Annotated in this window: 13 protein-coding genes; 7 read left to right on the forward strand and 6 right to left on the reverse strand. The window is 51.5% G+C overall.

Annotated features, from left to right (window positions below):
* Positions 1 to 95 precede the first annotated feature (95 nt).
* Together CHB92_RS11280 and CHB92_RS11285 are read right to left on the reverse strand one after the other, a co-directional pair.
* Positions 96 to 1,082, reverse strand: a complete 987-nt coding sequence (locus CHB92_RS11280) for an aldo/keto reductase (protein ID WP_089319317.1) — start codon at positions 1,080 to 1,082, stop codon at positions 96 to 98.
* Between the two features lie 340 nt (positions 1,083 to 1,422).
* Positions 1,423 to 1,818 carry a hypothetical protein gene (locus CHB92_RS11285; RefSeq protein ID WP_089319318.1) on the reverse strand — a complete coding sequence of 132 codons (396 nt, stop codon included), beginning with the start codon at positions 1,816 to 1,818 and terminating at the stop codon, positions 1,423 to 1,425.
* 276 nt (positions 1,819 to 2,094) lie between these two features.
* Here CHB92_RS11285 and CHB92_RS11290 point away from each other — a divergent pair, with 276 nt between their 5' ends.
* Positions 2,095 to 3,132, forward strand: a complete 1,038-nt coding sequence (locus CHB92_RS11290; protein ID WP_245842495.1) for an N-acetylmuramoyl-L-alanine amidase family protein — start codon at positions 2,095 to 2,097, stop codon at positions 3,130 to 3,132.
* 31 nt (positions 3,133 to 3,163) lie between these two features.
* On the opposite strand, the gene CHB92_RS11295 is transcribed toward CHB92_RS11290, so the two are convergent.
* Positions 3,164 to 3,988: a ZIP family metal transporter gene (locus CHB92_RS11295; protein WP_089319417.1), complete on the reverse strand. Its 825-nt coding sequence runs from the start codon at positions 3,986 to 3,988 to the stop codon at positions 3,164 to 3,166.
* A gap of 373 nt (positions 3,989 to 4,361) precedes the next feature.
* Between CHB92_RS11295 and CHB92_RS11300 the strand changes: the two genes are divergently transcribed.
* On the forward strand, positions 4,362 to 5,747 hold the full coding sequence (locus tag CHB92_RS11300) for an MBL fold metallo-hydrolase RNA specificity domain-containing protein (RefSeq protein WP_089319320.1): 1,386 nt from the start codon (positions 4,362 to 4,364) through the stop codon (positions 5,745 to 5,747).
* A gap of 328 nt (positions 5,748 to 6,075) precedes the next feature.
* Positions 6,076 to 6,690 (forward strand): hypothetical protein, encoded by a 615-nt coding sequence (locus tag CHB92_RS11305; protein ID WP_089319321.1) that lies wholly within the window; start codon positions 6,076 to 6,078, stop codon positions 6,688 to 6,690.
* A gap of 85 nt (positions 6,691 to 6,775) precedes the next feature.
* Here CHB92_RS11305 and CHB92_RS11310 read toward each other — a convergent pair whose 3' ends face one another.
* The 3 genes from CHB92_RS11310 to parS form a co-directional block, all read right to left on the reverse strand.
* A complete protein-coding gene (locus CHB92_RS11310; RefSeq protein ID WP_089319322.1) occupies positions 6,776 to 8,041 on the reverse strand; it encodes an alkaline phosphatase family protein in 1,266 nt (421 codons plus the stop codon).
* Positions 8,042 to 8,212: 171 nt separating this feature from the next.
* Entirely contained in the window at positions 8,213 to 8,677 is a 465-nt protein-coding gene (locus CHB92_RS11315) for an RES family NAD+ phosphorylase (RefSeq protein ID WP_089319323.1), read from the reverse strand.
* Positions 8,674 to 9,102 carry a type II RES/Xre toxin-antitoxin system antitoxin gene (gene parS, locus CHB92_RS11320; protein ID WP_089319324.1) on the reverse strand — a complete coding sequence of 143 codons (429 nt, stop codon included), beginning with the start codon at positions 9,100 to 9,102 and terminating at the stop codon, positions 8,674 to 8,676. Before parS ends, CHB92_RS11315 begins: the two co-directional genes overlap by 4 nt.
* 188 nt (positions 9,103 to 9,290) lie before the next feature.
* On the opposite strand from parS, the gene CHB92_RS11325 reads away from it, so the two are divergent.
* The 4 genes from CHB92_RS11325 (at position 9,291) to CHB92_RS11340 (ending at position 12,545) form a co-directional block, all read left to right on the forward strand.
* Positions 9,291 to 10,001 (forward strand): tetratricopeptide repeat protein, encoded by a 711-nt coding sequence (locus CHB92_RS11325; protein ID WP_245842496.1) that lies wholly within the window; start codon positions 9,291 to 9,293, stop codon positions 9,999 to 10,001.
* A gap of 119 nt (positions 10,002 to 10,120) precedes the next feature.
* Positions 10,121 to 10,990, forward strand: coding sequence for a methylated-DNA--[protein]-cysteine S-methyltransferase (locus tag CHB92_RS11330; RefSeq protein ID WP_089319325.1), 870 nt, complete (start codon positions 10,121 to 10,123; stop codon positions 10,988 to 10,990).
* A 10-nt stretch (positions 10,991 to 11,000) separates the two neighbouring features.
* The gene (locus tag CHB92_RS11335; RefSeq protein ID WP_089319326.1) at positions 11,001 to 11,543 is read left to right on the forward strand and encodes a GNAT family N-acetyltransferase; all 543 of its coding nucleotides are present in this window, start codon (positions 11,001 to 11,003) and stop codon (positions 11,541 to 11,543) included.
* 123 nt (positions 11,544 to 11,666) lie between these two features.
* The gene (locus CHB92_RS11340; RefSeq protein WP_089319327.1) at positions 11,667 to 12,545 is read left to right on the forward strand and encodes an OmpA family protein; all 879 of its coding nucleotides are present in this window, start codon (positions 11,667 to 11,669) and stop codon (positions 12,543 to 12,545) included.
* Positions 12,546 to 12,615: the final 70 nt, after the last annotated feature.

A 12,615-nucleotide genomic window follows, 5' to 3' on the forward strand; every position in this document is an offset into this window, starting at 1 on the left:
AATGCTGCTTAAAAGTAATGCCAGATCAAATAGGTTGACCTGGCATTACTTTCAGGGGTTTCCTCCTACATGCCCAACTAATAAAAGGCTTCCGTTTATACGTTCAGGTTAGCCATTTGAGGTTTGGCGTAGCGATCCCCGGCAGCAACTCCTTTAGGGGCAATGGCGTCTAACTGCTGTAAATCCTCCTGCGACAAGGACACCTCTAAGGCCCCCAGGTTTTCCTCCAGGTACTTTCTCCGTTTAGTGCCCGGTATTGGTACGATGTCCGGGCCCTGTGCTAAAAGCCAGGCCAGGGCCAACTGTGAGGGCTGGCATCCTTTCTGCCGGGCCATCTCTTCTACCTTCTGCACCAGGTCCAGGTTCTTTTGGAAGTTCTCTCCCTGGAAACGGGGTGACTGGCGGCGGTAATCATCTGCGGCCAGATCCTCAAAGCGCTTGATCTGCCCGGTCAGGAAGCCCCTACCCAGGGGACTATAGGGCACAAAGCCTATCCCCAGTTCACGGCAGGCGGGTAAAGTTTCATCCTCCACGTCCCGGCTCCAAAGAGAATACTCTGTCTGTAGAGCCGTGATTGGATGTACACTATGGGCTTTTCGTATGGTCTTTACCCCAGCTTCGGACAGACCCAAGTAACGCACCTTGCCCGCTTTCACCAGCTCTGCCATGGCTCCAACTGTCTCCTCTATCGGCGTGTCCTTGTCCACGCGGTGCTGGTAATAGAGGTCAATATAGTCTACTCCCAAGTGCTTCAGGCTGGCTTCGCAGGCTTTTTTCACATACTCCGGCTTGCCGTTTATCCCCAGGAAGTTTCCCTCCTTGTCCCTGACATTTCCAAACTTGGTAGCAATCACCACTTTGTCGCGTCTGTCTTTCACGGCCTTGCCAACCAGTTCTTCGTTAGCTCCGACGCCGTACATGTCAGCCGTGTCAAGGAAGTTAACGCCTAGCTCCAGGGCGCGGTGAATAGTAGCAATGGACTCTGCATCATCGCGGTTGCTGTAGAAGTCTGACATGCCCATGCAGCCCAGGCCCAGGGCAGATACTTCCAGTCCTTGTTTTCCTAGCTTTCTTGTTTCCATATCTAGATGATAAATGATAATAATATTTGGTTTAGCATCCCGACCTGGCCGTGGATGCCCCTATACCATATACAATGGATGAGAGGCCTCATGCTATGGCCACTTGTATCCTGTTGCGATAGCTGGCCCAGCAGAGGCGAAGAGGATAAAGGCTTGCCATACCTCTTCCTGTTCACCCAGGCGCTTGGCAGGAGTCATTCTATCCACAGATTTCGGTTCTTATCCGGAATAGCGCTTAGTAAAGGGGGGGCGCTGTAATAAGGGCTGTTTCTTTAAAAAGAAAAAAGCAGGTAATTCAATTACCTGCTTTTCGATGGGCATTGTATTGCCCTTTTTACGTTTAATGTGCCGGTAGCTTGGTGAAGTCAAACTCCAGCAAGTTCTGGATGGCCGATCGATGGGCATCCGAAGACATGCGCTGGGCATCCTTATCCACCATCTCATCCGTACCAATCAACAGCTGCCGCTTGATGTTGTCCGGGTCCGCCTCTCTGGAGAAATACAGGGCAACGTACTCTGCCTTGCCAAAGTACTCGTCACGCCCCTTGCCCATTTCCATTAAAAAGGTATCCAGCTTTTCGACCACAGCGGGTTCCGGTGGGCCAGCAAATCCTATGTACTTAAAGCCGCCATCCTCTACTACTTTGTGGCGGGGATATTCTTTTAGCACGCCTTCTTCGAAGCGTTGTTTATCCTTTTCGTCTTCTAAATAATATAATACAACGTAGTTATTCATAAGCTCGTGTTTTTTTGTTTGTGTTCTTAGCTTACTAAGTGGTACGTGCTGTCAGGCCAATTGTTAACGTATAGCGGCTGTCGCAGCACCTGTTAGTTCTTGCGGCAAGCTCCTACGCCAGGGGTAGGTGCATATAACACCCCGCCTTCTGCATGCGTTATATAGTAGAATAGCAGTATAACAAAGTGGGGATAAACAGGCCCTTCTCTCTTTCCTCCTTTGTTATTTTTAAGTAATATCGCCGAGAGTATATCGTGTGACGAAAATCCTGAAGCTGTGCGAACGAATATATTTCTTCTTTTCTTTCTTTTGTCTGCGCTGCAGGCCTTTGGCCAACTTTCTTACCCTAAAGCTGTTGCAAAGGCCGGCGATGGCATTTACACCCTTTTACGGCGCCATGGCCTGAGCCCCTCGGAGCACCTGAGCGCTTTCCTGGAGCTAAACAAAGACAAGATCGGGAGCGACCAGATCCTGTTAGCCGGAAAAACTTACTTGCTGCCGCTTAAGAGCGCTAAGGAGCCCGATAACAGCACAACCAGGGAAACAAGCAAAACAGCAACCAACGCAAACAGCAGTGTCTTGCACATTCCGCTTTTCGGGGATAAGTACAGCCGCGTGGAAATCAAAGACCGGCAACTGCAAGGAGCTGTTTATTACCTCACCTCGGGCCACGGGGGCTATGACCCTGGGGCTGTGGGCAAGTACGGCCCTTACTCCCTGGCCGAGGACGAGTACGCCTACGACGTGACCAACCGTTTGGCCCGGAACCTGATGGAGCATGGGGCTACTGTATACATGATCGTGCAGGACCCGGATGATGGTATCCGCGATGAAAATATCCTGAAGCTGGACAGGGACGAGATAAATTACCCGGACCAGAAAATATCCCGCAGCCAGGTGGAGCGGTTGCGGCAGCGCACCAGAGCCATCAACAGCCTGTACAGCAAGCACAAAGGGGCCTATCAGCGCATGCTGGCCATCCATGTGGATAGCCGCAGTAAAGGCCAGAACATCGACGTGTTCTTTTATCATCATGAAAACAGCCCGGATGGCCAAAAGCTGGCAGATACCATACACCAGACCTTTACCTCAAACTACAAACGCTACCAGCCTTACCGGGAGTACTTCGGCAGCGTGTCGCACCGCAGCAGCCTGTACGTAGTAAAATACACCTCGCCCCCTACCGTCTTTATTGAACTGGGGAACATCCGGAACGATCAGGACCAGCGGCGCTTTGTGATCCCGAACAACCGGCAGGCCCTGGCCAACTGGATCACAGAAGGCATTCTTAAGGATTACCAATCCCAGAAATAGCCTTTCATTTAAGCCTACAAAGGGAAAGGGTTTAGCCGAAGGCCACATCCAGCACCATCATGACTACGAAGCCCCCGATCAGCCCGAGCACGGCTACGTCGGTGTTTTTATCGCGCTGTGTCTCCGGAATCACCTCCTCCACGACCACATAAATCATAGCGCCAGCCGCAAATGCCAACGCGTAGGGCAGTATTGGATTAATATAGAGTACTGCTGAAGCCCCGAGCACCCCTGCCATGGGCTCCACAATGGCCGAGAGTTGCCCGTACCAGAAGCACTTCAGGCGGCTCACCCCGTGGCGGCGTAGCGGCACGGCTACCGAAAAGCCCTCTGGGAAGTTCTGCAGCCCGATGCCGATGGCCAGTGTAATGGCTGAGGCAATGGTCACGCCGTCAGTGCCGTTCGCTGCGGCCCCGAAAAGCACGCCTACCGCCAGCCCCTCCGGAATATTGTGCAGGGTAATCGCCAGGATGAGCAAAGTGGTCTGGTGCCATCTTGTCTTCATTCCTTCCGACTCGTGCGCCATAAAGTTAATGTGCAGGTGAGGGGCCACCTTATCCAGACCGAAGATGAACATGGCACCTAACACAAAGCCCGCTGCCGCAGGAAGCCAGCTCATATCAGGATACTCCTTTTCTGCCAGTTCTATCGAGGGGTTAAGCAACGACCAGAAACTAGCGGCCAGCATAACTCCTCCCGTAAAGCCCAGCATCACGTCCTGCCAGGCTCGGTTCAGGTTTCTGAAAAAGAAGATCATGCCAGCCCCAGCTGCCGTTAAGAGCCAGGTAAAAACAGTGGCAAGTAAGGCGGCATACACCGGCCCCACCTCGCTTAGATAACGTTCTATGCTTTCCATGTACATGAGATTCCTAGTCCTGCTAAAGCTGTATGGCAGGCACGCAGCTATGGAGATTCTGACGCTTGTGCCAGGTTCTCTCCCTTTCTCTCCCCTTTAGGTGTTCAACACTTACCGACAAGGTTCCTGGCGCTACTCCACGGCCTGCATACGCATGCCGTTAGCAAAGAGATTAAGAAGCCCCTTTTGTATATAGTTTCACTTAAGCCCACTGGTCCCGTGCGTAAGTTCGCCGAAGGGCTTAGCAAGTCCGCCGGGTTTTCCTGCTACAGCATTAAAAACAGCCGAGCCCCTTACCATATATGCCTGGCTTACGTATTTACTCTCCACAAGGCACCGCATAAAAGAGTGCAATTTTTAACAGGCTATACCTATGGAGAAAGAATCCTCGATTCAGTTGCAGTTTATTGGAGCAGCTGGGACAGTGACAGGCTCAAGAACCCTCTTACAAACTGAAAACTATAAAATTTTGATAGACTGCGGCCTGTTTCAGGGTAAGAAGTCAGAGCGCAAGTTAAACAAGGCAAAGCGGCTCCCATTCAAGCCCTCTGAACTGGATGCCATTATCCTCACCCATGGCCACCTGGACCACAGCGGTTACCTGCCCGCCCTCGTAAAAAAAGGCTTTACGGGTCCAATTTACGCCACCGCCCCGACCAAGGACATCACGGAGATCATTTTGCACGACAGTGCCAAGATACAGGAGGAAGACGCCCATGAGGCAAACAAGCGGCGCAAGAAAAACAAGAAACCCAGGAAACCGCTGTATAAGCAAAAGCATGTGCACCGCACCATGCAACTCTTTAAGACATTTGGCGACAACCAGTGGGAAAGCCTGAATGAAGAAAGTAAGTTTTGCTTCCAGACCAGCGGCCATATCTTAGGGTCTGCCTCGGTAGAACTGGAGTGTAAAGGCCGCCGGTTTGTCTTTTCCGGCGACCTGGGCCAGCAGGCCCCTCTTATCCTTGCCCCTCCCACCCGCATGGAGGAGGCAGATTACATCATCATGGAGTCCACCTACGGAGACAAGCTACACAATAGCGGCCTTTCTCCTTTCCAGGCACTACAGGAAGTAGTGAACGCTACTTTCGAGAAAGGAGGCGTGCTGGTGATCCCAAGCTTTGCCGTAGAGCGCGCCCAGGAAATTATCCTCATCTTAAACACCCTGATGGAGGAAAAGAGCATCCCCCACCTCCCTATTTTCCTCGACTCCCCGATGGGCATAGACGTGACAAAGCTTTTTCAGGAGCACCGCAAATGGCACACCCTCACAGACAATGAGTGCGAGGCCCTCACGAAGAATGTGCACATCGTCAGCAGTTTTGAAGAGACCCTGAACGTGCTGCATGAGGACGGCCCGAAGCAGAAGATTATCATTGCCGGCAGTGGTATGGTAACAGGAGGCCGTGTGCTATACTACCTGAAGCAACTGCTGAGCGACAAAAAGAACACTGTTCTGCTGGTAGGCCACCAGGGAACTGGCACCAGGGGCAGAAAACTACTCAGCGGAGCCTCCCACGTAAAAATAGACGGGAAGCATTTTGAGGTTGGGGCCGAGATACACCAGATCGGCTCCCTGTCTGCCCACGCAGACCAGGAGGACCTCCTGTGGTGGCTTGCCCAGTTTAAGAAAGCCCCAAAGCAACTGTTCCTGAACCATGGCGAGGAGGAGCCTGCAACGGCCCTGAAGCAAAAAATTGAGGAAACGTATAAATGGCCTGTCACCATTGCCAAAATGGACAAGGTTTACCACCTATAGGCTGCCCGGGCATAACGCAGCCTGTAAATTGCACTTAAAAGTAGCATTTGTATGATCAGAGACCTTCCCGACATCCCCCTGCCACGGAGGCAAGCAAAACCTTTGAGAATAGGACTAAAAACAAAGCTTTTCAATCCGGGCCTCAGCAGAAGCCGACTTGAAGGATAACAAGTATCCACAGGCTATAAAAATATATATTAACACCTCTACATAAGATCATTTTGCCATATTTCTAAACAAATGTCTTACAGGTAGCGTTAATTTAGACATACACTTTCGAGAGAGTGTTATTGTACTATTTGCAACTTGAAACCTAAGAAGACAAACTATGAAACGAGTATCTTTATTATTTACACTATTACTTGCTTTAATGCTGCCAGCTACCGTCTCAGCCCAGATCACTGACGAGGTGCTTAGCCGCAGACCCCAGACGACGGCACCTGTTGCCGGCGATGCGATACAGGAAGGCAACTGGATGATTGGTGGTAGCATAGCAGAACTTGCACTGAACTTTAAATCTGAAAACTACGGATTTGGCATCAACCCAAGAGCCGGTTACTTTATCAGTGATAACGCTGCCATTGGTGCCGAAGTGCAGCTGGCGTTTGAAACTTATGATGGTGGTGAAGAGTGGCGCTATGGTGTTACGCCCTTTGTCCGTTACTACTTCCCTGAAGGTGCGGCCCCTACCCACAGATGGTTCGGCGAAGCGCTTTTGGGTATAGGCGGTAGCTCTGTAGAGGATAGTGAAGGAGACGCCATTGTATCCCGGGTTTATGGCGTGAGAGCAGGTTACGCCCACTTTGTGGCAGAGCATGTGGCCCTGGAAGCAACCCTTGGTTACATTCGCTCTAACGCGGATATTTCCGTTGGTGTAACAGAAGCCGGACTGGCAGCCGGGCTTGGTTTTCAGATATACCTGCCAGCCAGAAGAAACCAATAAGATTTTTTTAACTTCATAAAAAGAGGCTATCCTTTCTGGGGATAGCCTCTTTTGTTATGTAAGCGTGTACTTGCAAGCGGCAGCCTTACTGCTTTAACACCTGCTCCGCCACGCTTTTGTCACCGTCGATCTGGTGTGTATACTCCAGGCCCAGAATCTCTGCCACGATCGGGTACACCTGTATGTTTTTAAAAGAGGGCACCTTCAACCCTTCTTTAAAGGCAGGCCCCCAGGCGTAGAAGGTTGCATGCATGTCTTTTACCGCATCCGGGTCATAGCCGTGCGTTCCGGGTGCTGGTTTCCTGTCATAAAAATGGAACACCTTTGGCGCAGTCGTCAGCAGCAGGATGTCGCCCACGCGCTGATACTTGTCATCCTCTTTGCCATAGTGCAGGTGGGCTGGCAGGTTCTCTTTTGTATAAACCTGGTAAGTACCCTTTGCCTCTTTCTTCAGCCTTCTGTAGGTACGCTTGATCGCTTTTTTGTCTTTGGCGTGCAACTCCACCACCATTCCCCCTCCGGACACTATAAAATCGGCCGTGTCAATGGCAGCAGGCATGGGCAAGGTGTTTTCCTGGTCAATCTGCGTCATGCCGTGGTCTGATACGAAGATATAATTAACCGGCAGGCCTGTCGTGGCCACGGCTTCTGTAAGCTGCTTTATCTGCTCATCCAGTTCCTGCACTGCCTGAGCCGTTTCCGGTGCATCAGGGCCATACATGTGTCCGGCATGGTCCACCTCCGACAGGTAAAAGGTGATCAGGTGCGGCCGCTTTTCCGCTGGAAGGTTCAGCCAATCCACCACTGTTTCTACACGCGTCGCAAAAGGAATCTTCTCGTTGTAAGTGTACCAATAGGTTGGCAGCGTGTTCTGGATGAGAGCCTCTGATCCTACCCAGTAAAAGCTTGCCGAGAGCATTTTGTGCTGCTCGGCAAGCACCCACAACGGCACCCCTCCATACCAGCTACCATCTTCCACTTTATCACGCTCGCGCATTGAGTAACTTTCCTTCCGCTGCGGATCATAAAAATAGTTATTGATCAGGCCATGGCTGGCCGGGTACATGCCGGTTACCAGCGTATAATGGTTTGGGAAAGTCTTGGAAGGGAACGATGGGACCAGCGACGCAGCTTCCACTCCTTTTGCCCTTAGCGCCTGCAGGGTCTTGGCCTTGTACTTGTCCGCATAATCATAGCGAAAGCCATCCGCCGAGATCATGATCACATAAGGTTTTTCCTGTTGCTCCGGGCTGTTCTGTCGTCCGGGCACTACGTGCTGCGTTGTGTCTGCCTGCGCTACCGCCGCAACGGACCAGACCGTACAGATGAAGAAAATTAAATAGCGTTTCATGCAGGCGAAGTTAAGAAACAGTGTCCTAACACGGGTACACTGCTTGTTAAATTATGATAAAGCTTATGTGCCAGACGAGCGGCCTGATCGCAAATGGACACAACTGTACAGGTGGTGTACCTAAGCAACACAGCTTGCAGCAGGAAAGTTGAGCAAGTTTCTGAAATTCTTTTACGCCTTCACAAACAGCCTCCTGTCGAACTGAAAAGGCTCTGTTCCCATGACTTTTACCTTGCTAAAGTCTTTGTGGCGTGGGTTGAGCAGGAAGTTATAAGTCCCTTGTACCGCAGCGGAAGGCACTTTGAGTACCAGGAACTCCGAGGCCAATATAAAAGCATCGCCCAATGCCTGCGTTACGTTCGGGTGAGGGAAGGACTCCCACTCCTCAGGTAAGTCTGTTGATTTGATTTCCTTTAAAGAAGCATTGTTGGGGACTTGTATGCGCACAAGGTGATAGTCTGAGGGCACGATGCCGAGCGGCATGTGCACGGCTACTTCCACGGTGCAGAGGGCAATGGACTCACTCGTATAGAGCATCGCCACTCCTTTGCTGTTCCAGCGCCCACCGGCAAGCTCGGCTCCCTTACCGGAGAGATCCTTGGCAAAACGGCCTTTGCTCAGGCGGTACACGATCATGCCAATACGCCGTGCTCTATGCGTGTTAGTTCGTCTTTCAGCAGGCCGATGCCAAACGTATTGTCGAGCAGTTCTTTGGGCTTGATGCCGCCCAGTGCCACGTTGCGCGCTTCCAGCCAGGCATCAAAATTCGCCTTGTCGCCAAACACCTCTACCCCTTTGTTATACACCAGCGTGATCTCCAGGATCTTCTCCGAATGCAGGGGGTCGAACGTTCGCTTCTCTTTTTTATATCGTTGAAAGGTGCGCTCTGACAAGTGCAGGAACCCGGACCACTCCGTGGTGCTAAAAGGGCTCTTAGCCGCTATGGCCTGAAACAAGGCATACTTAATCCCCTCTCGCACGGTGCTGATCAGCATAAATACATCTTTGTCATCAATCAGCTTATAGCTCAGGCTATCATCAATCTTAAGTGCTTGTCCCATGGTTTTCTCCTGTTAATGTACCAAATATACGAAATATGTCATTTAATTAACGTCATTTGTCGCATATTTGTTCTTACTCCATGCCTAGTGCCGAAAAAACAGTGCAATATATTCCGTTTGCAACTTTTTCGCCTTTAGTTTACTTTTATAGCATTAGTGCTACAGTTGCGATTAAACTGACAACCCTTATGATGAAAAGAATATTAATGGCCGCAGCAATCTTTTTCTGCGCCACAACATTTAGCTTTGCCCAGGAGCAAGCGGCAGAAGCGAACCCTATCGTATTGCCTATGTTTGGGAATAAGCCTAAAACAGAAGAGCAGCAGAAGAAAGACGAAAAGTTCCTGACCAGCTGCGACAAGAGCTTTGCGAGCCGCCAGGAGGCCAGCAAGTTTTTCGTAGAGCGTGGCTGGGAGTACCTGAACGAGGGGCAGGTGGATACGGCCATGTACCGCTTTAACCTGGCCTGGTTGCTGAACCCCGATAATAAAGACACTTATTGGGCTTTCGGCCTTGTTACCTCAGCCCAGGGGCAGAATGCACAGGCCATCGACCTGTACGAAAAAGCACTACATTACGATCCTAAAAACTCGGTATTACTGTCCGATCTGTCATCCTCTTACCTGAACCTCTACAAAGAGAAGAGCAAAAGAAAGACGCTAAAAAAAGCGATCCGTTATATCGACCAGTCCCTGGCGGTTGACTCGGCCAATGCCTTTGCCCTGTATAACCTCTCGAAAGTGAAGTTCTATCAAAAGAAGTACGCCGATGCCTGGGATTATCTGCACAAGAGCCGTGAGATCAACATGAACCAGATTGATTACGCGTATATCATGGAGTTGGTAGCCCAAATGCCGGATCCGAAAGGTTTCTTCCGCTCAGAAACGCAGCCGCAATAAGCAAAAGCCCTTGCCAAACAGCAGGGGCTTTTGCTTTAAAGCCCTGCCCTGCCTCACAAAAGGGAAAGAACAGCAAGAAACGGGTTGAAAGTCTGCCTGCCTTTTCGGTCCTTTGGAGCATGAGCCATTATCAGACAATTGCCAGGGCTTTGGCCTATATCAGAGCGCACGTACAGGAGCAGCCGGACCTAGACGAAGTGGCTGCCTCTGTTTGCCTGAGCCCCTACCATTTCCAGCGTGCCTTCACGGAGTGGGCCGGGGTAAGCCCCAAGAAGTTTTTGCAGTTCCTCACCTTAAAGCATGCGAAGGCGGCACTGGCCCGGAACGCCACCCTGTCCGAAGCCGCGGGGCAAAGCGGCTTGTCCGGCACTGGCCGCCTGCACGACTTATTCCTGACGCTGGAAGGCATCACGCCCGGGGAGTATAAAAATAGAGCAGAAAAGACACGGATCACCTACAGCCTGGCTAGCTGCCAGTTTGGCGATTACGTGGTTGCCTCTACGGCAAGAGGCATCTGCTACCTGCATTTTTACGAAGATGAGCAGTTGGCCCTGCAGGAGATGCGGCAGTACTGGCCCAAGGCACAGCTCTGCTCGCATAGGGATCAGCAGCACGAGCAAGTAAATGCCTTTTTCACAGACAAGGCATGGCAGCCGGAACAAAAGCTTAACCTCCACCTGAAAGGCACGCCTTTCCAGCTAAAGGTGTGGGAGGCCCTGTTAAAGATCCCGGAAGGGCGCTTTACCTCTTATGCCACGCTGGCACAGCACATCAAGCAGCCCAGCGCTGCACGGGCAGTAGGCACAGCCATTGGTAGTAATCCCATCGCCTTCCTGATTCCCTGCCACCGGGTGATCAAAAGTGTGGGGGGGATTGGGGAATACCGCTGGGGCCCGGAACGGAAAATGGCCATGCTGGGTTGGGAAGCGGCACAGGCAGGCGCCACACCCTTAGAGAAAGCCGAAACGCAGCTCCCGCTGTTTAAGTGATAGCAACACCATGGAGATACAGTTTACAAGTATATTACCAGAGGCAGCAACTCCCGCCGATGCAGACCTGCTTTGCTACCTGGGGAGCACTACCTTTGCCCAAACCTTCGGTTACCTTTTTGATGCCCCTACACTAGCCCAATACCTAGCGAAAACCTTTAAGTCTGCCAAACTGAGACGGAGTCTGCAAAACCCGGAAAACAAGTATTGGATTGCCTATGCCGAAGGCAAAGCCATGGGTTATGCGAAACTAAAGCTGGGCTCGGAAAGCAGTTATAGTAAAGCATCCGGGCAGGTGCAGTTACAGAAAATCTATCTGCTGAAAGAGTACCTGCACAAGGGCTTTGGCCAGCAGTTGTTAGATCTGCGCCTGCGCGAAGCAGAAAGTAAGGGCTCCGACCTGATGTGGCTGCATGTTTTTCAGGAGAATGAACCGGCCGCGCAGTTTTACCTCCGGAACAGCTTCCGTGTGCTTGGTCCTGCTTCCTTTACGATTGGGCAGCAAGCGCTACAGTACTATGCCATGGGCAGAGACCTGCACCCAAGGGGGTAGCCCCGGCAAAAGCAGAGTACAGGCAGGCGACCGAAGTTTACCAATATGAGCAGGCGTGGATTTTCTGTAATTAAGAATTTGCTATATTTGTTCATCACCCTTAGCAACATTTAGCCAAAGTATATGAAAAAGAATTTTATGAGGGCTTCGGTCTACCTGCTGGCTGGCAGTATGGCCCTTTCTTCTTGCGTCGTATCCAAGAAAAAGTATGAGGACCTGATGGCCCGCAAGAATGCCCTGGAGGTAGACAAAGCAGGCCTTGAGAAAGAGAAAGCAACCCTAGAACAGCAAAAGGCTGCTCTGGAAAGGGAAAAAGAGAACCTGGAGGAGGAGCGTGCCCAGTTAGAGCAACAGAAGCTGGAGTACGAGCAGAGCCTGGCCCAGGCCCTGAAAGAAGGAAAAGCCCTGGGCGAGAACCTGAGCATGAGCAAGTCGCAGATCGACCGCCTGAATGCGGACCTGAAGGCCCGCGAGCAGCGCCTGGCAGAGCTACAGCGCATTCTGGACGAAAAGGAAAAAGCTGTGGCCAACCTGCGTAACCGCGTGAGCAATGCCCTGCTCGGTTTTAACGACAAAGACCTGACCATTAACGTGCGGAACGGTAAAGTATACGTGTCTCTGGCTGAGCAGCTGCTGTTTAACTCCGGCTCCACAAAGGTAGACCCGAAAGGCGAAGAAGCCCTGCGTAAGTTGGCAGGCGTGCTGAAAGAACAGCAGGACGTAAACGTATTGGTGGAGGGCCATACGGATGATGTGCCGATAGCCAGGGGAACGGTAGGTCTGCAGGATAACTGGGACCTGAGCGTGTTGCGTGCCACCGAAATCACCCGCATCCTGACCAATGCCGGGGTAGACCCTACCCGGGTAACACCATCTGGCCGCTCCAAGTACGTGCCACTGGACGAAGCCAAAACAAAGGAGGCCCGCCAGAAGAACCGCCGTACAGAGATCATCCTCACGCCAAAACTGGATGAACTGTTTCAGATACTGGAAACCACGTAATCCTGTGATAGTCTTAACAGCAAAGCCAGCCCTCAAAAGGCTGGCTTTGCTGCTTTTATATTTTTACAAG

The sequence above is a fragment of the Pontibacter ummariensis genome, from assembly GCF_900188175.1.
Lineage (GTDB): Bacteria > Bacteroidota > Bacteroidia > Cytophagales > Hymenobacteraceae > Pontibacter > Pontibacter ummariensis.

Bases quoted from the DNA above. Each gene is read 5' to 3' on its own strand.
- CHB92_RS11280 (WP_089319317.1), bottom strand. From the start codon at position 1,082: ATGGAAACAAGAAAGCTAGGAAAACAAGGACTGGAAGTATCTGCCCTG.
- CHB92_RS11285 (WP_089319318.1), bottom strand. From the start codon at position 1,818: ATGAATAACTACGTTGTATTATATTATTTAGAAGACGAAAAGGATAAA.
- CHB92_RS11295 (WP_089319417.1), bottom strand. From the start codon at position 3,988: ATGGAAAGCATAGAACGTTATCTAAGCGAGGTGGGGCCGGTGTATGCC.
- CHB92_RS11300 (WP_089319320.1), top strand. From the start codon at position 4,362: ATGGAGAAAGAATCCTCGATTCAGTTGCAGTTTATTGGAGCAGCTGGG.
- CHB92_RS11305 (WP_089319321.1), top strand. From the start codon at position 6,076: ATGAAACGAGTATCTTTATTATTTACACTATTACTTGCTTTAATGCTG.
- CHB92_RS11310 (WP_089319322.1), bottom strand. From the start codon at position 8,041: ATGAAACGCTATTTAATTTTCTTCATCTGTACGGTCTGGTCCGTTGCG.
- CHB92_RS11315 (WP_089319323.1), bottom strand. From the start codon at position 8,677: ATGATCGTGTACCGCCTGAGCAAAGGCCGTTTTGCCAAGGATCTCTCC.
- parS (WP_089319324.1), bottom strand. From the start codon at position 9,102: ATGGGACAAGCACTTAAGATTGATGATAGCCTGAGCTATAAGCTGATT.
- CHB92_RS11325 (WP_245842496.1), top strand. From the start codon at position 9,291: ATGATGAAAAGAATATTAATGGCCGCAGCAATCTTTTTCTGCGCCACA.
- CHB92_RS11330 (WP_089319325.1), top strand. From the start codon at position 10,121: ATGAGCCATTATCAGACAATTGCCAGGGCTTTGGCCTATATCAGAGCG.
- CHB92_RS11335 (WP_089319326.1), top strand. From the start codon at position 11,001: ATGGAGATACAGTTTACAAGTATATTACCAGAGGCAGCAACTCCCGCC.
- CHB92_RS11340 (WP_089319327.1), top strand. From the start codon at position 11,667: ATGAAAAAGAATTTTATGAGGGCTTCGGTCTACCTGCTGGCTGGCAGT.